Origin of the sequence: Stenotrophomonas sp. FR010 (assembly GCF_047520755.2) — a bacterium.
Taxonomy (GTDB): domain Bacteria; phylum Pseudomonadota; class Gammaproteobacteria; order Xanthomonadales; family Xanthomonadaceae; genus Stenotrophomonas; species Stenotrophomonas sepilia.
In genome coordinates this window covers 199,244-221,493 of sequence record NZ_JAXBQT020000002.1, presented here as the reverse complement: position 1 = coordinate 221,493, position 22,250 = coordinate 199,244, and the positions used below count along the sequence as shown (strand labels likewise).

Below are 22,250 nucleotides of genomic sequence, written 5' to 3'. Positions count from 1 at the left end.
GGGAGGAGGCAGACATGCGCAGGATCCCGTTGCTGATCGCACCCCTGGTGCTGCTGGGCTGTTCACGCCCGGCAGCACAGACGACCGGCGACATCGCGGCAGCGTCCGCTCCCGTCGCTGCTACCGCAGCCGTGGACACCCGCACCGGCCCCGATCCCGCAGCAATGCAGGCAAGTGAAATGCCGGTGCTGTCCGCTGTCGCCGACGATGCCGAGCCGCCATCGACGATGCTCAACCGCTACGTAGCGGCGTTGCTCAACCGCGACCGCGCCGCCAGCGATGCCGCCTGGACGATCCCGCCCAGCGACCCGCAGCATGCAGACGACGCCGCGCTGCGGCAACTGCAGGATCTGCGCACCCTGCGCCTGCACAGCGATCCCCCGCTCGCCCGCGACGACCGGCAGCCACCGCGGCTGCTTGAAGTGCCGGTGCAGATCCGCGCGGTCACCGCCAACGGTACGTTCCGCTTCGGTGGCTGGTACCGCGTGCAACCCAGCAGCGATGGCAGCGCCTGGCAGATCCAGTCGGCGCAACTGCGTCCAATGCTGGACTGAACCGTTACAGCCGCATGCACGCGCGATTCAGCCTGCGCGGCTACTCTTTGATCCATCCATTCCCTGCCATCGGTCACCGCCATGCGCCTGCGTTCCCTGATGACCCGCCTCGCTGCCTCCACCGTACTGATCGCCGCTGCGATCGGCGCGCAGGCGGCTCCCTCCATTTCCGGCCGCGAACTGTCGGTGGGTGCCAGCGACGTCCAGCAGTACCTCGATGGCAGCTTCCCGCGCACCCAGGACGCCCTTGGCGGCCTGATCTCCCTGACCATGAGCCATCCTCAGCTGAGCCTTCAGGCCGGCGAGCGCTTGAACCTTGGCATGGACGTGGCACTGGCCACCGCCGGCGGCAACCCGGCCAAACTGGGTACGGTGAAGCTCAGCAGCGGCCTGCGCTACGACGCGCAGACCCAGGGCTTCCACCTGCAGCAGCCCAGCGTGGATGACTTCACCCCGGCCAACCAGGGCGGCCGCCTCGACTCACGCACCCGCGGTCTGCTCAATGCCTGGCTGAGCGACTACGCCCAGCGCGAACCGATCTACAAGCTGGACCCGGCCGTGGCCGGGGTGCTCGGCGCGCTGCAGGTGCAGGCGGCACAGGTCAAGAACGGCAAGCTGGTGGTCACCTTCAACCAGAACCTGGGCAACCTGGTGCCGGCAGGCCTGCTGGGCAAATAAGGTAGTGCCGGCCGGCGGCCGGCACTACCGGCAAGGCATCACGCGGCGAGTGCCTTGACCACCGCCTCGCTGAAAGCAGGAATGTCATCCGGCTTGCGGCTGGTGATCACGTTGCCGTCGACCACGACCTCGGCATCGCGCCAGTTCGCGCCCGCGTTGGCCAGGTCCTGCTGAAGGGAGGGCCAGGAGGTCAGCTCGCGGCCATCTGCCAGCCCGCTGTTGATCAGCAGCCACGGACCATGGCAGATCGCCGCGACGGGCTTGCCGGCTTCATCCACTGAGCGGATGAAGCTGAGCACCGCGTCGTCGGTGCGCAGTGTGTCCGGATTGATGACGCCCCCTGGCAGCACCAGGGCATCAAAGCCCGCCGGATCCGCCTCGTCCAGCGGAATGTCGACCGCGACGGCGTCGCCCCAGTTCTTCTCTTTCCAGCCCTTGATGGTCGCCTCCTTTGCGGGCGACACCACGCTGACCCGCGCACCTTCCGCTTCCAGCAGCCGTTTGGGCTCGGTCAATTCGGACTGTTCAAAGCCGTGGGTCGCGAGGATTGCGATCTGTTTGCCCTTCAATCGCTCTGCCATGGGTGCACTCCAGTTGGGGGAGTGCACAGCGTGGACGAACGGCCCTTGCACGGCGGTGACCCTGCTGTGCACGGCAGGTGGAGAGGACCCGTGCCGGCCAGCGGCCGGCACTACCGGAAGGATCAACGCTTGGGCTGCAGCATGGTGCCGGTGCACTTGGGCGAGCCGCAGCGGCATTCCCAGATCTTCTTCAGCTTGGCGGTGTGGCGCTCGGCCAGCGTGATGCCGTAGTTGTAGGTCAGCTCTTCGCCAGCCTTGATATCGCGCAGCGCCTCGATGAACACCTTGTCGCCACGGCTGTCGCCGTCCTCATCCTCCTCGATCACCGCCTCGCAGTTCGGGTCGCAGCTGTGGTTGATCCAGCGCGCATCGTTGCCCTTGTAGTTGGCATCGATCACCCAGTCGTCATTGAGGGTGAACAGGAAGGTATGGCCGCTTTCGACGTCGCCGCTGTCATCGGCATCAACGTCGCCATGGCTGCGCAGCAGGCCCTTGTACTGGATCACGCGCTCGCCCTGCTTGATCGGGGCGACGGCGAACACCCCGTTGCCATGGATGGCGGACTTGCGGGCTTGGATCTTCTTCGGCATCGGCACGGGCTGTTTGCAGCGGATGGAACAGGGATTCTCGCCCATTCCGGGTGATTGCGAAAATCACCCGGTTGGCGCAGCATGGCGCCCCCGGCAGCGCCCGCTGGCAAAGCCTCCCGGCCCGGCCCCAGCGCCGGCTGAATGCCCGGGTTGGATGGTGGCGAATAAAAGCGTACAATTTCAGTCCGCTTTAAGAACCACTCGCATCCCCATGTTGCGCGTCACCAAGCTCACCGATTACGCCACCGTCGTGCTGACCGTGCTCGCCGCCCGTCCGGGCGAGGTGCTCAGTGCCACCGAACTGGCCGAATTCACCGGCCTGGAGCCGCCCACCGTCAGCAAGGTACTCAAGCCGCTGGCCCAGGCCGGCCTGGTCGAAGGCCTGCGCGGCGTGCGTGGCGGCTACCGGCTGACCCGCCCGGCCATCGAGATCTCGCTGTTCGAAGTGGTCGAAGCGATGGAAGGGCCGCTTGCCCTGACCGAATGCAGCCACGACCACCACCAGTGCGGCATGGCACCCAAGTGCGGCGCGCGCAGCAGCTGGCGGTTGATCAACGACGTGGTCTCCGAGGCCCTGCGCGACGTCAGTCTTGCGCAGATCCTGCCCCCCCTTCCCCTTGCCGATGACGAACAGCGCCGCACCATCGCTGTTGACGTCGTCTCCTGATCCACAGGCAGCCCCCCCATGGCCACCGAAACCATCGAAAACGTCGCCCACGACGACACCCCCAACCGCGAGATCCACGAGCAGCTCGGCCGCAAGTATTCGGCTGGCTTCATCACCGAGATCGAGTCGGACTCCCTGCCGCCGGGCCTGGACGAGGACACCATCCGTGCCCTGTCGGCCAAGAAGGACGAGCCGGAGTGGATGACGCAGTGGCGCCTGGACGCCTACCGCCACTTCCTGACCATGCCGATGCCGGACTGGGCCAAGCTGGAGATCGCCCCGATCGACCTGCAGGCGCTCAGCTACTACTCGGCGCCGAAGGGCCCGAAGTACGCCTCGCTGGACGACGTGCCGAAGGAACTGCTCGACACCTACGACAAGCTGGGCGTGCCGCTGCACGAGCGCGCCAAGCTGGCCGGCGTGGCGGTGGATGCGGTGTTCGACTCGGTCTCCGTCGGTACCACCTTCCGCAAGGAACTGGCTGAGAAGGGCATCATCTTCTGCTCGATGTCCGAGGCCATCAAGGAACACCCGGAGCTGGTGCGCCAGTACCTGGGCACCGTGGTGCCGGTGGGTGACAACTACTTCGCCGCGCTCAACTCGGCGGTGTTCTCCGATGGCAGCTTCGTGTTCATTCCCAAAGGCGTGCGCTGCCCGATGGAACTGAGCACCTACTTCCGCATCAACGCCGGCCACACCGGCCAGTTCGAGCGCACCCTGATCGTGTGCGAGGACAAGGCCTACGTCTCCTACCTGGAAGGCTGCACCGCGCCGATGCGCGATGAGAACCAGCTGCACGCTGCGGTGGTCGAACTGGTGGCACTGGAAGATGCGGAGATCAAGTACTCCACCGTGCAGAACTGGTATCCGGGCGACGAGAACGGCGTCGGCGGCATCTACAACTTCGTCACCAAGCGTGCCGAGTGCCGCGGCGCGCGCAGCAAGGTCACCTGGACCCAGGTCGAGACCGGCTCGGCGATCACCTGGAAGTACCCGTCCTGCGTGCTGCTGGGCGACGACTCGGTCGGTGAGTTCCACTCCGTGGCGCTGACCCATCACCGCCAGCAGGCCGACACCGGCACCAAGATGATCCACGTCGGCAAGCGCACCAAGAGCAAGATCGTCAGCAAGGGCATCAGCGCCGGCCGCGGCCAGAACACCTACCGCGGCCTGGTGCGCGTGGACCGCAATGCCGACGGCGCGCGCAACTACACCCAGTGCGATTCGCTGCTGATCGGCAAGCAGTGCGGCGCCCACACCTTCCCCTACATCGAGGTGAAGAACCCGGGCGCCACCGTCGAGCACGAGGCCACCACCTCCAAGATTTCCGACGACCAGCTGTTCTACTGCCGCGCCCGTGGCATCAGCCAGGAAGACGCGGTGTCGATGATCGTCGACGGCTTCTGCAAGCAGGTGTTCCGCGAACTGCCGATGGAGTTCGCAGTGGAAGCCAAGAAGCTGCTGGAAGTCTCGCTGGAAGGTTCGGTGGGCTGACCGCCCGCCCCTGCCCCTCGCAAACGCATTCTCTTTACCGGCGGGCCCAGGCCCGCCCCACGGAAACCCCCACCATGCTGAAGATCGAAAATCTCCACGCCCGCATCGGCGACAAGGAAATCCTCAAGGGCCTGTCGCTGGATGTGAAGCCCGGCCAGGTACACGCCATCATGGGCCCGAACGGCGCCGGCAAGTCCACCCTGGGCAATGTCCTGGCCGGCCGCGACGGCTACGAAGTGACCGAAGGCAGCGTGCAGTTCGACGGTGTCGACCTGCTGGAGCAGGACCCGGAAGCGCGTGCCGCTGCCGGCCTGTTCCTGGCATTCCAGTACCCGGTGGAGATCCCGGGCGTGAACAACACCTACTTCCTGCGCGCGGCGCTGAACGCCCAGCGCAAGGCACGCGGCGAGGACGAACTCGACTCCATGCAGTTCCTCAAGCTGGTGCGGCAGAAGCTGGCCGTGCTGCACCTGAAGGACGAGCTGCTGCATCGTGGCGTCAACGAAGGCTTCTCCGGCGGCGAGAAGAAGCGCAACGAGATCTTCCAGCTGGCCGTGCTGGAACCGAAGCTGGCGATCCTCGACGAGACCGACTCGGGCCTGGACATCGACGCACTGAAGAGCGTGGCCGACGGCGTCAATGCGCTGCGCGCCGCCGACCGTTCGTTCCTGGTCATCACCCATTACCAGCGCCTGCTGGACTACATCAAGCCGGACGTGGTGCACGTGCTGGCCGATGGCCGCATCGTCAAGAGCGGCGGCCCCGAGCTGGCGCTGGAACTGGAAGCGCACGGCTATGATTTCCTGAAGGACCGGGTCGTGCCCGAGGCGGCGGTCTGATGAGCGCCCTGCTCGACTCGATGGCCCAGGCCTTCTGCGGCAGCGATGCGCGCCGCGAAGTGCTGGATGCGGCCCTGCGCGATGGCCTGCCGGCCGCCCGCAATGAAGCCTGGAAGTACACCTCGCTGCGCCAGCTGGAACGCCGTGCGTTTGCTGCGGCACCGCTGCAGGGCCCGGCGCTGGACGCCGCGCTGCTGGACGACATCCCGGCGCCGCGCCTGGTGTTCGTCAACGGCCGCCTCGATGCCACGCTGAGCGACGTGCAGGCCCTGCCGGCCGGCGTGCAGCTGCAGCCGCTGTCGGCCGCACTGGCCTCCGGCGAAGACGCCGTGCGTTTCCTTGGCCGCCGCTACGAGCGCAGCGAAGAGATCTTCGCCCGCCTCAACGCCGCACTGGCCGATGAAGGCGTGGTGCTGCGCGTGGACGAAGGCGTGCAGGTCGAAGCGCCGCTGCAGCTGGTATTCGCCAGTGTGGCGGGCGAGACCGACCTGGCCTGGCATCACCGCCACCTGATCGAACTGCGTGCCGGCGCCAGCCTCGGCGTGGTCGAGCACCGCTTCAGCGTGGGTGACTCCGCCCACCTGGACAACACCGTGCTGCATGCCCACGTCGCGCGCGACGCCGTGCTCAAGCACGCCCGCGTGCAGGCCGGCAGCGCACGCCAGACCAGCTTCCTGCGCACCGACGCGGTGTTGGCCCGCGACGCGCAGTACCACCGCGTCGACCTGGAACTGGGCGCCGCGCTCAGCCGCCATGAACTGAACGTGCGCCTGGAAGGCGACAATGCCCGGCTGACCGCCAACGGCGTGCTGCTCGGCAATGGCCGCCGCCACGTCGAAACCCGCCTCGGCATCGACCATATCGCCCGCGATACCGCCTGCGAGCTGCTGTGGCGCGGCGTAGCCGCCAACCGCAGCCGCGTGGTGTTCCATGGTGGCATCCAGATCCGCGAAGGCGCCGATGGCACCGACGCGAACCTGTCCAACAAGAACCTGCTGCTGTCGGCGGACGCCGAGATCGACACCCAGCCGACGCTGGTGATCGACGCCGATGAAGTGAAGGCCGCGCACGGCGCGACCGTTGGCCAGCTCGATGCCAATGCGCTGTTCTACCTGCGCTCGCGCGGCCTGCCGCAGGCCCAGGCGCAGGCGCTGCTGAGCGCTGCGTTCTGCCATGAACCGCTGAAGATCCTGCCGGACGCGCTGCGCGCGCAGCTGGCACGCCGCCTGGACAAGGCCCTGGCCGAGGCGGGTGCGGCATGAACCTGTCCACGCCGCGCCCGATCGAAGAACGCACCGGCGCCCCCGACTGGGACCGCGTCCGCCTCGACTTCCCGCTGCTGATGCGCGAAGTACACGGCAAGCCGCTGGTCTATTTCGACAATGCCAACACCGGCCAGAAGCCGGTGCAGGTGATCGGCGCGGTGGACGAGTTCTACCGCCGTTACAACGCCAACGTCAGCCGCGCGGTGCATGCACTGGGCAGCGAAGCCACCGATGCCTACGAAGGTGCGCGCAACACGCTGGCGCGCTTCCTCAACGTGCGCCCCAGCGAGCTGGTGCTGTGCAGCGGCACCACCTTCGCCATCAACCTGGTGGCGTATTCGTGGGCGCTGCCGCGGCTGAAGGCCGGCGACGTGATCCTGGTGTCGCGCATGGAGCACCATGCCAACATCGTGCCGTGGCAGCTGGTCGCGCAGCGTACCGGTGCCACCATCCGCGTGGCCGAGATCACTCCCGATGGTGCGCTGGACCTGGATGCGCTGCGCGCGGCGATGACCCCGGAGGTCAAGCTGCTGGCGGTCACCCATGTCTCCAACGTGCTGGGCACGGTCAACCCGGTGCGCGAGATCTGCCGCGAAGCGCGCAAGCGCGGCATCATCACCGTGGTCGATGGCTCGCAGGCCGTGCCACACCGCAAGGTCGACGTCGCCGCGATCGGCTGCGATTTCTACGCCATCACCGGCCACAAGATGTGCGGTCCAACCGGTACCGGCGCGCTGTGGGCGCGTCGCGAGCACCTGGACGCGATGCCACCGTTCCTCGGCGGCGGCGAGATGATCAAGGAAGTCAGCTTCGACGGCACCGTGTTCAACGATGCCCCGCACAAGTTCGAAGCCGGCACCCCGAACATCGCCGGTTTCATCGGCCTGGGCGTGGCCGCCGACTACCTGCAGCAGCTTGGCCAGGACAACGTGGAGGCGCGCGAAGCCGAACTGCTGGCGCACTTCACCGAAGAGCTGCGCCGCGTCGATGGCCTGCGCATCATCGGCCAGGCACCGGAGAAGGCCGCCGTGGTCTCGTTCCTGATCGATGGCGCGCATGCCCACGACCTGGCCACCCTGCTCGACCTGGAAGGCGTGGCCGTGCGCTCGGGCCAGCACTGCGCACACCCGCTGCTGCAGTACTTCGGCGTCGCCGCCACCTGCCGTGCCTCGCTGGCGTTCTACAACACGCACGCCGAGATCGAGCGGTTCATGACCGCGCTGACCAAGGTACGCAAGCTGCTGGGGTAACCCCGGCAGACGGGGTCAGATCCCTTTCGCATCGCGAAAGGGATCTGACCCCGCTAGCGAACCGGCCAACCGTCGCTGCGACCGCAATGCTCGCCGGATCGCCGCCACATCCGCGGCAGGAATTCCCTCCTCGATGAACGCCGCATAGCGCCTGCGCCGTTCATCCAGATCCAGGGCAATCAGTTCGAATGCCGAATGCGGGTTGAGCAGCGCATTCGGCCTGCCGTGCGCATTCGCCCGATAGCTCGACCAGCGACAGTCCCCTGGGCGCGCCACCCTTCCCGCACGGACAGGGTTGAGCTCGATGTAGCGCTGGCAGGCCAGCAGATAGCGATCCGTATCGACCAGCGTCGAGTAGAAACGCCCCTCCCACAGGGTTCCCGTGCGGCCCTGCCGATCATTCACCCGCCGCACGTAGGTCCGGCTCACGGCCTGCATCATCCGTGACAGCCCGCCGGAGACATCAGGTGTCACCAGCAGATGAACGTGATTGTCCATCAGCACGTACGCGTGGACCCGGCAGTGCTGCTGGTCCGCGTGCTGGCACAGCAGGCGCAGGTAGGCCACACGGTCGCCATCGGTGAAGAACACGGGCTGGCGATTGTTGCCACGTTGAACGACATGTTGCGGGTAACCGGGCGCATCGATGCGTGGTGGCCTTGGCATGGGCTTCTCCTGGGAACAGAGGTCAGAGCCCTTCGCTGCGCAAAGGGATCTGACCCCGAGCATCTGCCGATTCCGGGCCCGCGCCAGTCGGTCCATGGCCTGCCGTTGAGTCAGTAGATACCGGGGTCAGATCCCTTTCGCGTTGCGAAAGGGATCTGACCCCACTCCCCCATTTGCGCCCGCCCACTGCCCACCTAAAATGCCCCCATGAGCACCCTGACCTTCCGCGCCGCCACGCCGGCCGACATCCCCGCCCTGATCGCCCTCGTCACCTCGGCCTACCGTGGCGACGCCAGCCGCGTGGGCTGGACTACCGAAGCCGACCTGCTGGATGGCGCCCGCATCGACGCCGAAGGCATCCAGGCCGACCTGGACCGCCCCCGCTCCACCATCCTGCTGGCCGAGCGCGAAGGCGTTCTTGTGGCCTGCGCCCACGTTGCCGACGTTGAGGGCAAGGGCTACTTCGGCATGTTCTCGGTCGACCCCGCACAGCAGGGCGGCGGCGTCGGCAAGCAGCTGATGGACGCCGCCGAAGCCCACGCCGCACGCGAATGGAACGTGCCGGTGATGCAGATGACGGTGATCGACGTACGCGACGAACTGATCGCCTTCTACGAGCGTCGTGGCTACCAGCGGACCGGCATCAAGAAACCCTTCCCATATGGCGACGAACGCTTCGGCATCCCCAAGCGTGACGACCTGCGCTTCGAGATCCTGGAAAAACCGCTGGCCGGAGCGGCCGCGTGAGCGATACCTGGACCTTCGTGTGCGCCAGCAACGAGCTGCTGCCCGGTGAAATGAAGAGCGTGTTCGACGAGGTGACCGGCACCCCGATCGTGGTGTTCAACCTCGACGGCGAGCTGTACGCGCTGGAAGACCAGTGCACGCACGAGGAATTCGAGCTGTCCTCGGGCGAGTTCAACACCGCCGAAGGCAGCGTGGAGTGCGTGCTGCACGGCGCGCGCTTCGACGTACGCGATGGCCGCGCCCTGTGCGCACCGGCCTATACCCCGGTGCCCAAGTTCCCGGTGAAGCGCGAACACGACGCCGTCTGGACGCGCGACGACCGGGATTGAGGCGGCGCCCCGACCTGGGGGTATCCTCCCTGGGCTGGATCTGCAGGAGACCCCGCAAGGGCCTTCGCAGGGCGTTCCCCGGCCGCCCCGGCGTCCCGCAGCGCCCCGTACATGCGAATCATTATCGTTGATGTTATTCTACGTAACATCTTCGTAACGACTTCGCCCTCGCGCCATGGCTTCGCCCGCGCCCACTGCCACGTTGTGCCAGCTCGCCCGCCAGGGGTGGCCACTGGCCGTGGCCGTGCTGCTGACGCTGCTGCTGGGCTGGTCGGCGCTGCACGAAGGACGCAGCAACGCCCCGACTACCCAAGGGTGGCAGGCACATGCCGAAGGGTTGCGCCAGGTCATGCCATTGCCGGCGCCGTCGGCAGACGAATGCCCGCAACATGCTGCACCTGCACCGGAGCCGCCGCTTGAGGGTGAGGGCAACACGCCCTGCACCGGAGTGGCACCCCTGCGCGCGCCCCTGGTCGCACATATCCCGCTATGGCGCTCCGATGCCCTGCGCCGGCAACTGCACGATCCCGCACTGCGCTTGAACCCCGGCCACGCACCGCCCGCACCGCACGCCAGCTGAGGCGCCCTGCGGCGGTTGCCGTGCGCCTGAAGTCGTTCGCCGCATCGCCGGGCATCAGCTCGGCTCTACAGAAGACGCTCCCTCCCTGTCGTCGCGCTGTCTGCGCTTCGGCCTTCGCCGTTTCCCGATCCACGCCACTACCCAAAGCCATGACCCACATCACGTCCCGCAAGCACGCCCCGCGCGTTTCCCTGCTCGCCACCGCCACCCTGGCCGCAGGCTTCGCGCCGCTGGCCGCGCAGGCTGCCGACAGCGCTGATGCCGCATCCAGCAAGGCCACCGACCTGGACAAGGTGCAGGTGCGCGGCAGCTGGTTCAATCCGTCCTCGCCGAAGTTCACCGCCGAACTGCTGGACACCCCCAAGTCAGTGTCGATTGTGTCGGAGAAGCTGATCGCCGAAACCGGTGCGACCAACCTGCAGGATGCGCTGCGCATGGTGCCGGGCATCACCTTCGGTGCCGGCGAAGGCGGCAACCCGACCGGCGACCGCCCCTTCATCCGTGGCTTCGATTCGCAGAGCAACGTCTTCGTCGACGGCCTGCGCGACGTCGGCTCGCAGACCCGCGAGATCTTCGATCTGGAGCAGGTGGAAGTGGTCAAGGGCCCGAGCTCGGCCTACGGTGGCCGTGATTCCGGTGGTGGCAGCCTGAACCTGGTGAGCAAGACGCCTAAGCTGAAGAACGAGACCAACGCCAGCATGGGCATCGGTACCGACAGCTACGCACGCGGCACCGTGGACGCCAACTACGTTCTGGGCGATGGCATCGCCGCGCGCCTGAACCTGATGAAGCACGAATCGGACATCGCTGGCCGCGACGCCGCCAATGTCAGCCGCTGGGGCATCGCGCCGTCGATCGCGTTCGGCCTGAACGGCCCGGCGCAGCTGATTGCCAGCCACTACCACATGCAGAGCGATGACCTGCCGGACGCCGGTGGTTTCCCCTACGGCAACCCGAACGGTGCGCCGGCCTCGAAGTGGGTCGACGGCCGCCCGATGGTGCCGGACCGCAACAACTACTACGGCCTGGTCGACCGTGACTTCCAGCGCACCCGTGCCGACATCAGCACGCTGGATGCCAGCTACGATTTCGGCGGCCACAAGCTGCGCAACATCGCGCGCCTGGGCGACACCAGCAACGATTACCTGTGGACCCAGCCGGACGACAGCCAGGGCAACCCGAACAACTACGGCACCTTGTGGCGCCGTACCAACGCCCGCGCCGTCGACGTCAAGAGCTTCGCCGACCAGCTGGGCCTGACCGGTGCCTTCCAGACCGGCGCGCTCAAGCACAGCTACAGCGCTGGCGTGGAGTACAGCGACGAGAAGATGACCCGCGGCAGCTATCTGATGACCCCGGGCACCAGCAACCCGCTCACCGGCAACAGCAAGTGCCCGACCACCGGCGCGGCCACCGGCTACAACTGCACCGATTTCGCCAATCCGGATCCGCGCGATCCGTGGGCAGCCACCCATTCGGTGTACCGCAGCGACAAGGCACTGGACGTCGAGCAGCGCACCAGGACCACCTCGGCCTACGTGTTCGACACCATCGAGCTCAATGAGCAGTGGATGATCAACCTCGGCCTGCGCTACGACGACTTCCGCACCACCCTGACCACCCCGGTGGCCGGCAAGGCACCGACCCGCGTGCGCAACAGCAATGACTTCCTGAACTACCAGGCCGGTGTGGTGTTCAAGCCGGCCGCCAACGGCAGCATCTACCTGTCGTGGGGCACCTCCTCGACCCCGCCGGGCATGGACGGTGGTGACGGTTCGGACGGCCTGAGCGCCGCCGTGGCCGACCTCAAGCCGCAGGACACGAAGAACCTCGAACTGGGCACCAAGTGGGACCTGTTCGACCAGCGCCTGAACCTGACCGCAGCGATCTTCCACACCGTGATGAACAACGCACGCGTGACGGTCGACAACGGCACCAGCCAGAACGCCGGCAAGAAGGAGATCAACGGCTTCGAACTGGGTTTCACCGGCCAGCTGACCGACGCCTGGAGCCTGTACGGCGGCTACACCTACCTGGACTCGGAACTGAAGGACAACGGTTTCGTCTGTGGCGCACCAGTGGGCCGCACCTGCCCGTCCAACGTGTACGTGCCGTCGCCGTACAACGGTAACGTGTTCCCGAACACTGCCAAGCACAGCGCCAACCTGTGGACCACCTACCGCTTCCCGATCGGCCTGACCCTCGGCGCCGGCGCGTTCTACTCGGACAAGCAGTACGGTGATGTCGCCAACACCAAGTGGATCCCGAGCTACACCCGCTTCGACGCGATGGCCAGCTACGCGATCCAGGACAACATCAGCCTGCAGCTCAACGTGCAGAACCTGACCGACAAGACCTACTTCACCAAGGCCTATGCCTCGCACTACGCGAGCATCGCCCCGGGTCGCTCGGCCACTCTGGCACTGAACGTCAAGTTCTGATGTAACGGCGCTCCACCACGGCGGCAGGCGCTCTCCTGCCGCCGTTTTTGTTTCCGGCGATACTCACCCCATGGCAACCCGTACCCCCATCGACAGCGACGCCCTGGCCGAGCTGCTCCAGCACGATCCACAGGCTGCGTTCGCACGCGTGCGCGACGCCGCACAGGCCGGGCAGGTCGAGGCGCAGCTGCTGCTCGCGCAGATGCACATGGAAGGTAAAGGCACCGCGCAGGACGCCTCGGCTGCGCTGCTCTGGTACGAAACCGCCGCCAACAACGGCGCGCCGATGGCGATGAACATGCTCGGCCGCTGCCATGAGCTGGGCCAGGGCACCACGCCCGATCCCACGCTGGCCGCGGTGTGGTACCGGCGCGCGGCCGACACCGGCCTGGACTGGGGCCTGTACAACCTGGCCAACCTTCTGGCCACCGGCCGCGGCGTGCCCCAGGACCGCGCGCAGGCACTGGCCCTGTACACCCGCGCCGCGCATCTGGGCCATGCCAAATCGATGAACCTGCTGGCCCGCCACCTCGAGGACGGGCTGGACACCGCAGCCGATCCGCAGGCAGCGCTGGCCTGGTACCAGCGCGCGGCCGAGGCCGGTGATTTCCGCGGCCAGGCCAACTACGCCTCGATCCTGCTGCAGGCCGGCCAGGTCGAGCAGGCCGTGCACTGGCTGCAGCTTGCACTGGCGCACGGCAGCCCGGCGTTCATGGCGCACATCGTGCCGGAGCTGGCCGCATCGCCGCATCCACAGGTGCGCGCCCTGGTCGCACCGCCGTCGCTCTGAGGAGTTCCGCATGCTGCTGCACATCCCCGATATTCTCAGCGCCGACCAGGTGGCCGACTTCCGCCGCCGCCTCGATGCTGCCGACTGGACCGATGGCCGCGAAACCGTCGGCCATCTGGGCGCGCAGGCCAAGCACAACCAGCAGCTGCCCGAGGCGTCGCCGCTGCGCCGCGAGCTGGGCGAGATCATCCTCGTCGCGCTGGCCCGGCATCCGCTGTTCTTCAGCGCCGCGCTGCCACTGAAGTACCTGCCACCGCGCTTCAACCGCTACAGCGGCGGCGGCACCTACGGCTTCCATGTCGATGGCGCGGTGATGAACCTGGCCAACGGCGAACAGCTGCGTTCGGACATCTCCTGCACCCTGTTCCTGTCCGCGCCCGAGGAGTACGAAGGCGGCGAGCTGATCATCAGCGACACCTACGGCGAGCACGAAGTGAAGCTGCCGGCTGGCGACCTGATCGTCTACCCGTCCAGCAGCCTGCATCAAGTGCGCCCCGTCACCCGCGGCGCACGCGTGGCTTCGTTCTTCTGGGTGCAGAGCATGATCCGCGACGACGTGCAGCGCCGCCTGTTGTGGGAAATGGATGGCTCGATCGAGCGCCTGCGGCAGACCGGCGGCGACGCCGAGGCGATCCTGCAGCTGACCGGCGTGTACCACAACCTTTTGCGGCGCTGGAGCGAAGTCTGAGCCTTGCCGGGCCGGCCTACGGCATTTTGGCAATCATTCTCATTTGCAACAGCTAACGGCTCTCATTACAATCACGCCCCGTTGATGCCGGCCGCTGCCGGCAGACCCTTGGGGACCCCTGCTTGCTGCGTCCGCTTCGCCCTCGCCCACTCATCCATCGCAAGATGGGCACCGCCATGCGCGGCCAGCGTCCGGCGCTGGCCAGCCTGCTGGCATGGGTGGCGATGCTGGCGTTGCTGCTGGGCACCCTGCCACTGCTGCCACAGGCCCAGGCCGGAATGGCCATGCAGATGCCGCTGGAAGAGCGCGGCGGCGAAAGCCCCCTGCAGGAAGAGGCGCCGGCCAAGCTGCGCCGCTGTGCCGCCCCCCCGGTGAAAGCGGCCGAGCAGGCACACCCGCCGTTGCTGCTGGCCAGCCACTGGCTGCGCACTGAACTCGAACTCGTACCCGCCACGCCGGCCATGCCCGGCGTGCGCCCGGACTGGCCGCTGGCCGCTCCGGACACGCCCTGGGCCGATGCGCCCGGGCGCCGCCAGCAACGCGGCCAGGCGCCGCCGCTCGCCTGATCCACGGCCTGGCGTGACCGCCTGCGCGGTCGCGCCTGCACGCCGCTGTCTGCTTCATCCCTGCCGCCCCTGACCGGGCCTTCCGTGCCTGCCGCGCCCTTCGCGCACGGCATCGCGCCACCCTGCATCCTTCGAGGTAACTGCCATGGCCCAGCGCCATCGTGTCCGTTCGTCCCTGTCCCGTACCCTGCTGACCAGCGCCGTGCTGGCGGCTTTCGCCAGCCCCGCCTTCGCCCACGGTGACGCCGCCGGCGCACCGCAGACGCTGGACAAGGTGGTGGTCACCGCCTCCGGCTTCGAACAGAAGGTGATCGATGCCCCGGCCAGCATCAGCGTGGTCAGCCGCGAGGAACTGAGCAAGCGCCCGTATACCAGCCTGGTCGACGCCCTGCGCGACGTCGAAGGCATCGACGTGGGCCTGGAAGCGACCGACAAGAACGGCCGCGCCACCGTGTCGATGCGCGGCCTGCCGTCCGAGTACACCCTGGTGCTGATCGACGGCCGTCGCCAGAGCAATGTCGGCCAGATCTACCCGAACAACTTCGGTGGCGGCCAGTTCGCCTACCTGCCGCCACTGGAGGCGATCGAACGCATCGAAGTCGTGCGCGGGCCGATGTCCACGCTGTACGGCTCGGACGCGATGGGCGGCGTCATCAACATCATCACCCGCCGCAACCAGGACAGCTGGCACGGCTCGGTGACCCAAGGCTTCACCGTGCAGCAGGACGACCAGTTCGGCGATGCGCGCACCACCGACCTCTACCTCAGCGGCCCACTGCTGAAGGATCGCCTCAGCCTGGCGGTACGCGGCAGCTACTACGATGCCAAGGCATCGAACCCGGAATGGGATGCACTGACCCTTCCCGACGGTACGCCGTGGGAGCGCAGCATCGGCTTCGGCGGTGGCGGCAAGTCGGTCGCCAACACCAACTGGAACACCGGTGTGCGCCTGGACTTCCGCATCAACGACGATCACGAACTGTGGCTGGACTACGACGTGTCGCGGCAGAAATACGACAACAGCGAAGGCCAGACCGGCACCCTCGACAGCCTGGTCAGCCTGTGGCGCGTCGGCAATGCGATCATTCCCAACCCGAACGGCAGCGGCACCGTCACCCGTCGCGTGGTGCAGCCGCGCGTGGGCTACACCGCCTACCAGCGCTACGAGCGCGATCAGCTGTCGCTGACCCACCAGGGCCGCTACGGCTTCGGCACCTGGCAGACCTCACTGACCCACAGCAAGAGCAACAACCTGGGTCGTTCGCTGCCGCTGACCCTGGACGAGCGTGCCAACCTGCAGACGCTGTGGAATGACGTCTGCCGCCGCACTGGCGCCGCCAACCACTGTGCGGCCAGCCGAGGCAACGCCCTGGCCGCCCTCAACCCGAGTGAGACGGCGCGCCTGCAGGCGTTCCTGCCGCGCCCGCTGCGCAGCATGGAACTGGAAGGCTACGTGCTCGACACGATGCTCGACCTGGACTTCGGCGCGCACACGCTGACGGTGGGTGGCCAGTACAACAACACTGACATGGTCGACGGTGTGTTTGGCATGGATGGCGCCGGCTACCGCAGCAACGTCAAGCAGAAACACCGCATGTGGGCGCTGTTTGCCGAGGACAACTGGGCGCTGACCGACACCCTCACCGCCACCTTCGGCCTGCGCTACGACGACCACAACGTGTTCGGCAGCCACGTCAGCCCGCGTGGCTACCTGGTGTGGAACGCCAGCGATGCGTGGACCTTCAAGGGCGGCGTCAGCACCGGCTACAAGACCCCGCGACCGGACCAGCTGTTCCCGGGCATCACCGGCTTCGGTGGCCAGGGCGTGCTGCCATTGGTCGGTTCGCCGAACCTGAAGCCTGAAACCAGCACCAACTACGAGCTGGCCGCCTACTACGAGGGCCAGCGCTGGGGCTTCAACGTCACCGGCTTCTTCAACACGTTCGAAGACAAGATCGCCAGCGGCGGCACCTTCCCCAACTGCGAAGTGGCGCGCGCCGGCAGCGGCTACTGCGTGGACATCGGCCCGGGCTGGGCCGCACTGGGCTACAGCACCTTCACCCAGAGCGTGAACATCGACAAGGCTAAAACGCGGGGTGCCGAACTGGCCGCCCACGTCGACCTGCTCGACACCCTGCAGCTGCGCGGCAACTACACCTGGACCAGGAGCGAGCAGACCAGTGGCGCACAGAAGGGGCTGCCGATCAGCGGCACCATGCCGGCAAAACACATGGCCAACGCCAGCCTCAACTGGCAGATCAATGAAGCGGTCAGCCTGTCGCTGATCGGCGAGGGCCGCTACGACCGCTACCGCGACACGCTGCTGGACGCCAACGGCGCCAGCCACACCCGCTACTACGAGGACTACACGATCTTCCATCTCGGTGGCAGCTGGAAGGCCACGCCCTGGCTGACGGTGAACGCACGGGTCAACAACCTGCTCGACAAGGATTTCGTCTCGCAGTCGTGCCTGTTGATCAGCCAGAGCGAATTCAACTGCGTGGACGACTATGCGACCAAGGACCAGCGGCGCAGCTACTGGATTTCGCTGAACGCGAAGTTCTGATCGCCGCGCCCTGCTCCTGCTCCACGCATGGCGTGGATCTACCGATCGGTAGTGCCGGCCGCTGGCCGGCATCCCGAAATAGCTCCGGGATACAGAACGACACGCAATTGCGAGCTATTCTCATCAATGATGTAATGGGCAGTCCCCGTCCGCCTCGAACCGTGCCGTGAGCCGTCCCGCCCTTTCCACCGTGCAGCAGCAACAGAACCGTGGCTTCTGGCTGCGGACGCTGCACCAGTGGCACTGGATCAGCTCGGCGGTGTGCCTGATCGGCATGCTGCTGTTCGCGGTGACCGGCCTGACTCTCAACCATGCCGCGAAGATCGAGGCCAAACCCCAGGTGCAGAACCAGCATCTGGAACTGCCGGCCGAGCTGCTGGGCCAGCTGGGCACGCGCGAGGACGGCAACGCGCCGATTCCGCGCCCGGCCCGGCACTGGCTGGACACGCAGCTGGGCATCGCCATCGGCGGCCGCCCGGCCGAGTGGTCGGCCGAGGAGATCTACCTGTCGCTGCCGCGCCCCGGTGGCGACGCCTGGCTGAGCATCGACCGCGAAACCGGCGCGGTGGAGTACGAATCGACCTCGCGCGGCGTGGTCTCCTACCTCAACGACCTGCACAAGGGCCGCAACGCAGGCCCCGCATGGGGCTGGTTCCTGGACCTGTTCGCCGTGGCCTGCCTGGTGTTCTGCATCACCGGCCTGTTCCTGCTGCACCTGCATGCGCGGCAACGGCGCATGACCTGGCCGCTGGTCGGCCTCGGCCTGATGATCCCGCTGTTGATCGCCCTGCTGCTGATCCACTGACTTCCACCGTGAATTCCATCCGTTCCTCCGGAGCCGCCCCATGCGCGTCACCCTGACCATCGCCCTCAGCGGCCTGCTGGCCACCTCGCCGGCCTATGCCACCACCCTCGACATCAACGTCGAAGTGCCCAAGCTCAACGTGGCCGAGTACCACCGCCCGTATGTGGCGGTGTGGCTGGAAGGCGCCGACCAGAAGGTCGCGGCCAACCTGTCGGTCTGGTACCAGCAGACCAGCAACAGCGAGGGCCACGGCACCAAGTGGCTGCCCGACCTGCGCCAGTGGTGGCGCAAGAGTGGCCGTACCCTGCAGGTGCCGGTGGACGGCGTGACCGGCCCGACCCGCCCGGCCGGCAAGCACACACTGTCGTTCAGCGACAGGCAGCCGGCACTGAAGCAGCTGGCCCCGGGCAACTACACCCTGGTGGTGGAGGCGGTGCGCGAAGTCGGCGGCCGCGAACTGCTGAAGATCCCCTTCACCTGGCCGGCCACCGCCGCGCAGAACGGCAAGGCGCAGGGCGCCACCGAACTGGGTCAGGTCACCCTGTCCGTCAAACCCTGAAAAGGGGACGGAGGGGATTAAGTCGTAATCCCCTTCTCCTTGCCGCATCACCCCGCATCCACTGGAGTCTTCCGCATGAAGCGCACGCTCGTCCTCGCCGCCGCCCTGGCCGCTGCCCTTCCCTTCTCCGCCCTGGCCCACAAGGCCTGGCTGCTGCCCTCGCAGACCGTGATCGCCGGCAACGCACCGTGGATCACCGTCGACGGTGCGGTCTCCAACGACCTGTTCTACTTCAACCATGTGCCGCTGCGACTGGAATCGCTGGTGATCACCGCGCCGGACGGCAGCACCGTGCAGCCGCAGAACGCGACCACCGGCAAGTACCGCAGCGTGTTCGACATCGAACTGATGCAGCCAGGCACCTACCGCATCGCGTCGGTCAATGACGGCCTGTTCGCCACCTATGAGCAGAATGGCGAGCGCAAGCGCTGGCGCGGCAGCGTGGCGACCCTTGGCGAACTGCCCAAGGACGCGAAGAAGCTGGAACTGAGCCAGTCGATCGGCCGCGTGGAGACCTTCGTCACCAACGGTGCACCGAACGATACCGCGCTGAAGCCGACCAACCGGGGTATCGAGCTGGTCGCTGTTGGTCACCCGAACGACCTGTTCGCCGGCGAGGAAGCCACCTTCCGCGTGCTGGTCGATGGCAAGCCGACCGCTGGCCTGGAGTTCGAGATCGTGCGGGGCGCCACCCGCTACCGCAACGCACAGGACGAACTGAAGCTCACCAGCGACGCCAAGGGCGAGATCAAGGTGACCTGGCCGGAAGCCGGCATGTACTGGCTGGAAACCGGCACCGAAGACAACAAGACCTCGGTGAAGCAGGCCGCCAAGCGCCGCCTGAGCTACGTCGCCACGCTGGAAGTGCTGCCGCAGTGATGTGGACCACGATGCCGGGCACACCCCGGCATCGCCGCCACGACGCATCACCATGACTGATCCCCAGCTCGACATCGCCCGCCTCGGCGGCACCACCATGGGCACCACCTGGAGCGTGTCGCTGGTCGCGCCGCACCAGCGCGACCTGCACCCGCTGCATGCCGGCATCCAGGCGCGGCTGGACGAGGTGGTGGCGCAGATGAGCACATGGGAGCCCGGCTCGAACCTGAGCCGCTACAACCGCGCCAACGCGGGCCAATGGTGCGTGCTGCCGGCCGAGACCCGCCACGTTCTGGCCTGCGCACACGCCATCGCTGCCGCCAGTGACGGCGCCTTTGACCCCACCATCGGTCCGCTGGTTGCACTGTGGGGCTTCGGTGCACACGCCGGCGAACGCCGCCCGCCCGACGACGCTATCCTGCAGGCCACGCGTGAGCGTTGCGGTTGGCGGCGCCTGCAATGGCAGGGCGATGCGCTGCTGCAACCGGGTGGACTGGAACTGGATCTCTCTGCGATCGCCAAGGGCTTCGGCGTCGATCACGTCGCCGCGTGGCTGCGCGGACAAGGCATCGCTGCCGCGCTGATCGAGGTCGGTGGCGAACTGGCCGGCTACGGCCGCAAACCGGATGGCCATCCCTGGCGCGTGCTGGTGGAATCCGCACCCGAAGAAGACGCGCACAGCGAAACACCACTGCGGGTGCTGGCGTTGGATGGCAAGGCGGTGGCCACCTCCGGCGATCGCTGGCATCAGTACCAGGCCGATGGCGAGGCCTACAGCCACAGCCTCGACCCGCGCAGCGGCAGGCCGGTTCGCCAGGTTGCAGCGGCGGTGACGGTGGTCGCCGACGACGCGATGCATGCTGATGCCTGGGCCACCGCACTGACCGTACTCGGCCGCGAGCACGGCATGGTGCTGGCCGAACGCGAAGGACTGGCCGCGCGCTACCTGCAGCGTGCAGCGGATGGCCCACTCGAATTCCTCAGCAGCGCCTTCCAGCGCCTGCTCGACGAGCAGGATGCATGAGCACCCGGCCGTCACGCGCCTGGCTCGGCAACGCCCTGGTCCTGCTTCTGCTGGCGCTGATCGGTTCGGCGTTGCTGCGCCTGCATCTCGGCGAAGCGTGGTGGCAGGGCGCGCCACCGGCGCGGCAGTCGCAGATCGCGGTGCTCGCTACGGCGTTGTATGCGCTGGCCTGCGCCGCACTGTGGTGGCGTGGGCGCCCGCGCGATGATGCGGCGTCCGGTGATACCGCACCGATCCTGCTGGTCTGGTCCAGCCAGACCGGCTTCGCCCGCGAACTGGCCGAACGCAGTGCCGAGGCCCTGCGTGGTGCCGGCGTGCCGGTGCGCGTGCGCGGCCTGCATGAGGTCGACGCCACCTTGCTGGCCGGCAGCCAGCGTGCATTGTTCATCGCCAGCACCACCGGCGAAGGCGATCCGCCCGACCACGCCCTGCCGTTCCTGCGCGGGGTGATGGCCACGCCGCCTTCACTGCAGCACCTGCACTACGGCGTGCTCGCACTGGGCGACCGCAGCTATGGCCACTTCTGCGGATTCGGCCACCAGCTTGACCAATGGCTGCGCCAGCACGGCGCGCATCCGCTGTTCGATGCGATCGAGGTCGACAACGCCGATCCGGCAGCGCTTCGTCATTGGCAACAGCTGCTGGGACAACTCGGCGGCGGCGCCAGTGAACTGCCCGACTGGAGCCCGGCCGAATACCAGCCGTGGACGCTGCTGCAGCGCGAATATCTGAACCCGGGCAGCCCCGGCGGTCCAGTGTATTGGTTGCGCCTGCGGCCACCGGCCGGCGCAGATGTGCAGTGGCAGGCCGGCGACATCGCCGAGATCGGCCCGCAGCATGCGTCGCACACCGTGCGTGCCTGGCTGGACGCACAGCGCTTCGATGCGGACAGGGTACTGGATGACGGACAGACGTTGCTGGCACGCGTCGCGCGCTCGCACCTGCCTTCATTGGTTCCCCCGGGTGATCTGCCCGCATTGCTGGCGACCCTGCAGCCGCTGCCGCATCGCGAGTACTCCATCGCCTCGGTGATGGCCGACGGCGCGGTGGAGCTGCTGCTGCGTCGCCAGCTGCGCGCGGACGGCACGCCTGGCATCGGCAGCGGCTGGCTGTGCGACCACGCGGTCATCGGCGAGCCGGTGCAGCTGCGCCTGCGCCGCAACGACAATTTCCACGGCGTCGCCGCCGAGGTGCCGCTGCTGCTGATCGGCAACGGCACCGGCATCGCCGGCCTGCGCGCGCACCTGCACGAACGCGTACGCAGTGGCGCGCGCCGTACCTGGCTGCTGTTCGGTGAGCGCACTGCCGCGCATGACTTCCACTTCGGTGAAGAACTGCAGGCGATGCTGGAAGACGGCACGCTGGCGCGGCTGGATGCAGTGTTCAGCCGCGATGGCGGTGTGCATCGCTATGTGCAGGACCGCCTGCTGGCCGAAGCAGCAACACTGCGGCAGTGGGTGGATGAAGGCGCGACGATCCTGGTCTGCGGCAGCCTGCAGGGCATGGCCCCGGCGGTGGATGCGGTGATCGAGCAGGTGCTGGGGACTGCGGACAAGGAAGCGCTACTGCTGGCCGGTCGTTACCGGCGCGATGTGTATTGAGCTCACCGCATCCACGCATGGCGTGGATCTACTGAACGGCGTGTCCGGGCAGCGTGGCAATCGCACACCCGTAGATCCACGCCATGCGTGG

General features: G+C 67.3%; 23 protein-coding genes. 20 read left to right on the top strand and 3 right to left on the bottom strand.

Features of this window, described 5'->3' with window-relative positions:
* Positions 1-14: 14 nt before the first annotated feature.
* Entirely contained in the window at positions 15-554 is a 540-nt protein-coding gene (locus ACM0PK_RS03385; protein WP_111201203.1) for a hypothetical protein, read from the top strand.
* Between the two features lie 81 nt (positions 555-635).
* Entirely contained in the window at positions 636-1,232 is a 597-nt protein-coding gene (locus tag ACM0PK_RS03380; protein WP_414607575.1) for a YceB family lipoprotein, read from the top strand.
* A 38-nt stretch (positions 1,233-1,270) separates the two neighbouring features.
* Here ACM0PK_RS03380 and ACM0PK_RS03375 read toward each other — a convergent pair whose 3' ends face one another.
* Together ACM0PK_RS03375 and ACM0PK_RS03370 are read right to left on the bottom strand one after the other, a co-directional pair.
* Positions 1,271-1,813: a type 1 glutamine amidotransferase domain-containing protein gene (locus ACM0PK_RS03375; RefSeq protein WP_005415602.1), complete on the bottom strand. Its 543-nt coding sequence runs from the start codon at positions 1,811-1,813 to the stop codon at positions 1,271-1,273.
* Positions 1,814-1,935: 122 nt separating this feature from the next.
* On the bottom strand, positions 1,936-2,403 hold the full coding sequence (locus tag ACM0PK_RS03370) for an SET domain-containing protein (RefSeq protein ID WP_012479369.1): 468 nt from the start codon (positions 2,401-2,403) through the stop codon (positions 1,936-1,938).
* A gap of 211 nt (positions 2,404-2,614) precedes the next feature.
* On the opposite strand from ACM0PK_RS03370, the gene ACM0PK_RS03365 reads away from it, so the two are divergent.
* The 5 genes from ACM0PK_RS03365 (at position 2,615) to ACM0PK_RS03345 (ending at position 7,918) form a co-directional block, all read left to right on the top strand.
* Positions 2,615-3,070 carry an SUF system Fe-S cluster assembly regulator gene (locus ACM0PK_RS03365; protein WP_049414161.1) on the top strand — a complete coding sequence of 152 codons (456 nt, stop codon included), beginning with the start codon at positions 2,615-2,617 and terminating at the stop codon, positions 3,068-3,070.
* An 18-nt stretch (positions 3,071-3,088) separates the two neighbouring features.
* The gene (gene sufB, locus ACM0PK_RS03360; protein WP_005408435.1) at positions 3,089-4,564 is read left to right on the top strand and encodes a Fe-S cluster assembly protein SufB; all 1,476 of its coding nucleotides are present in this window, start codon (positions 3,089-3,091) and stop codon (positions 4,562-4,564) included.
* A 74-nt stretch (positions 4,565-4,638) separates the two neighbouring features.
* Entirely contained in the window at positions 4,639-5,403 is a 765-nt protein-coding gene (sufC, locus tag ACM0PK_RS03355) for a Fe-S cluster assembly ATPase SufC (RefSeq protein WP_005415598.1), read from the top strand.
* Positions 5,403-6,665 (top strand): Fe-S cluster assembly protein SufD, encoded by a 1,263-nt coding sequence (sufD, locus tag ACM0PK_RS03350; protein ID WP_414607182.1) that lies wholly within the window; start codon positions 5,403-5,405, stop codon positions 6,663-6,665. Before sufC ends, sufD begins: the two co-directional genes overlap by 1 nt.
* Positions 6,662-7,918, top strand: a complete 1,257-nt coding sequence (locus tag ACM0PK_RS03345) for a cysteine desulfurase (RefSeq protein ID WP_065196580.1) — start codon at positions 6,662-6,664, stop codon at positions 7,916-7,918. Before sufD ends, ACM0PK_RS03345 begins: the two co-directional genes overlap by 4 nt.
* 15 nt (positions 7,919-7,933) lie before the next feature.
* Here ACM0PK_RS03345 and ACM0PK_RS03340 read toward each other — a convergent pair whose 3' ends face one another.
* Entirely contained in the window at positions 7,934-8,584 is a 651-nt protein-coding gene (locus ACM0PK_RS03340; RefSeq protein ID WP_111201221.1) for a transposase, read from the bottom strand.
* Between the two features lie 207 nt (positions 8,585-8,791).
* Between ACM0PK_RS03340 and ACM0PK_RS03335 the strand changes: the two genes are divergently transcribed.
* The 13 genes from ACM0PK_RS03335 (at position 8,792) to ACM0PK_RS03275 (ending at position 22,159) form a co-directional block, all read left to right on the top strand.
* Positions 8,792-9,331 (top strand): GNAT family N-acetyltransferase, encoded by a 540-nt coding sequence (locus ACM0PK_RS03335; RefSeq protein ID WP_065177925.1) that lies wholly within the window; start codon positions 8,792-8,794, stop codon positions 9,329-9,331.
* Positions 9,328-9,660: a non-heme iron oxygenase ferredoxin subunit gene (locus ACM0PK_RS03330; protein WP_005415593.1), complete on the top strand. Its 333-nt coding sequence runs from the start codon at positions 9,328-9,330 to the stop codon at positions 9,658-9,660. The genes ACM0PK_RS03335 and ACM0PK_RS03330 overlap by 4 nt, the downstream gene beginning before the upstream one ends.
* 175 nt (positions 9,661-9,835) lie before the next feature.
* Complete coding sequence (locus tag ACM0PK_RS03325; RefSeq protein ID WP_005415592.1) at positions 9,836-10,240, top strand: hypothetical protein; 405 nt, start codon at positions 9,836-9,838, stop codon at positions 10,238-10,240.
* A 149-nt stretch (positions 10,241-10,389) separates the two neighbouring features.
* Positions 10,390-12,681 (top strand): TonB-dependent receptor, encoded by a 2,292-nt coding sequence (locus ACM0PK_RS03320; protein WP_414607183.1) that lies wholly within the window; start codon positions 10,390-10,392, stop codon positions 12,679-12,681.
* 70 nt (positions 12,682-12,751) lie between these two features.
* Positions 12,752-13,471: a tetratricopeptide repeat protein gene (locus ACM0PK_RS03315; protein ID WP_061479224.1), complete on the top strand. Its 720-nt coding sequence runs from the start codon at positions 12,752-12,754 to the stop codon at positions 13,469-13,471.
* A 10-nt stretch (positions 13,472-13,481) separates the two neighbouring features.
* Positions 13,482-14,159, top strand: coding sequence for a Fe2+-dependent dioxygenase (locus ACM0PK_RS03310; protein ID WP_061479225.1), 678 nt, complete (start codon positions 13,482-13,484; stop codon positions 14,157-14,159).
* Between the two features lie 164 nt (positions 14,160-14,323).
* Positions 14,324-14,725 carry a hypothetical protein gene (locus tag ACM0PK_RS03305; RefSeq protein ID WP_180890452.1) on the top strand — a complete coding sequence of 134 codons (402 nt, stop codon included), beginning with the start codon at positions 14,324-14,326 and terminating at the stop codon, positions 14,723-14,725.
* 145 nt (positions 14,726-14,870) lie between these two features.
* A complete protein-coding gene (locus ACM0PK_RS03300) occupies positions 14,871-17,291 on the top strand; it encodes a TonB-dependent receptor domain-containing protein (RefSeq protein WP_414607184.1) in 2,421 nt (806 codons plus the stop codon).
* Positions 17,292-17,457: 166 nt separating this feature from the next.
* Positions 17,458-18,096 carry a PepSY-associated TM helix domain-containing protein gene (locus ACM0PK_RS03295; RefSeq protein WP_088496720.1) on the top strand — a complete coding sequence of 213 codons (639 nt, stop codon included), beginning with the start codon at positions 17,458-17,460 and terminating at the stop codon, positions 18,094-18,096.
* A gap of 40 nt (positions 18,097-18,136) precedes the next feature.
* Positions 18,137-18,655 (top strand): DUF2271 domain-containing protein, encoded by a 519-nt coding sequence (locus ACM0PK_RS03290; RefSeq protein WP_111007885.1) that lies wholly within the window; start codon positions 18,137-18,139, stop codon positions 18,653-18,655.
* A gap of 75 nt (positions 18,656-18,730) precedes the next feature.
* Positions 18,731-19,534 carry a DUF4198 domain-containing protein gene (locus tag ACM0PK_RS03285; protein WP_414607185.1) on the top strand — a complete coding sequence of 268 codons (804 nt, stop codon included), beginning with the start codon at positions 18,731-18,733 and terminating at the stop codon, positions 19,532-19,534.
* A 52-nt stretch (positions 19,535-19,586) separates the two neighbouring features.
* Positions 19,587-20,558 (top strand): FAD:protein FMN transferase, encoded by a 972-nt coding sequence (locus ACM0PK_RS03280; protein WP_414607186.1) that lies wholly within the window; start codon positions 19,587-19,589, stop codon positions 20,556-20,558.
* Positions 20,555-22,159, top strand: coding sequence for a sulfite reductase subunit alpha (locus ACM0PK_RS03275; RefSeq protein ID WP_414607187.1), 1,605 nt, complete (start codon positions 20,555-20,557; stop codon positions 22,157-22,159). Before ACM0PK_RS03280 ends, ACM0PK_RS03275 begins: the two co-directional genes overlap by 4 nt.
* Positions 22,160-22,250 lie beyond the last annotated feature (91 nt).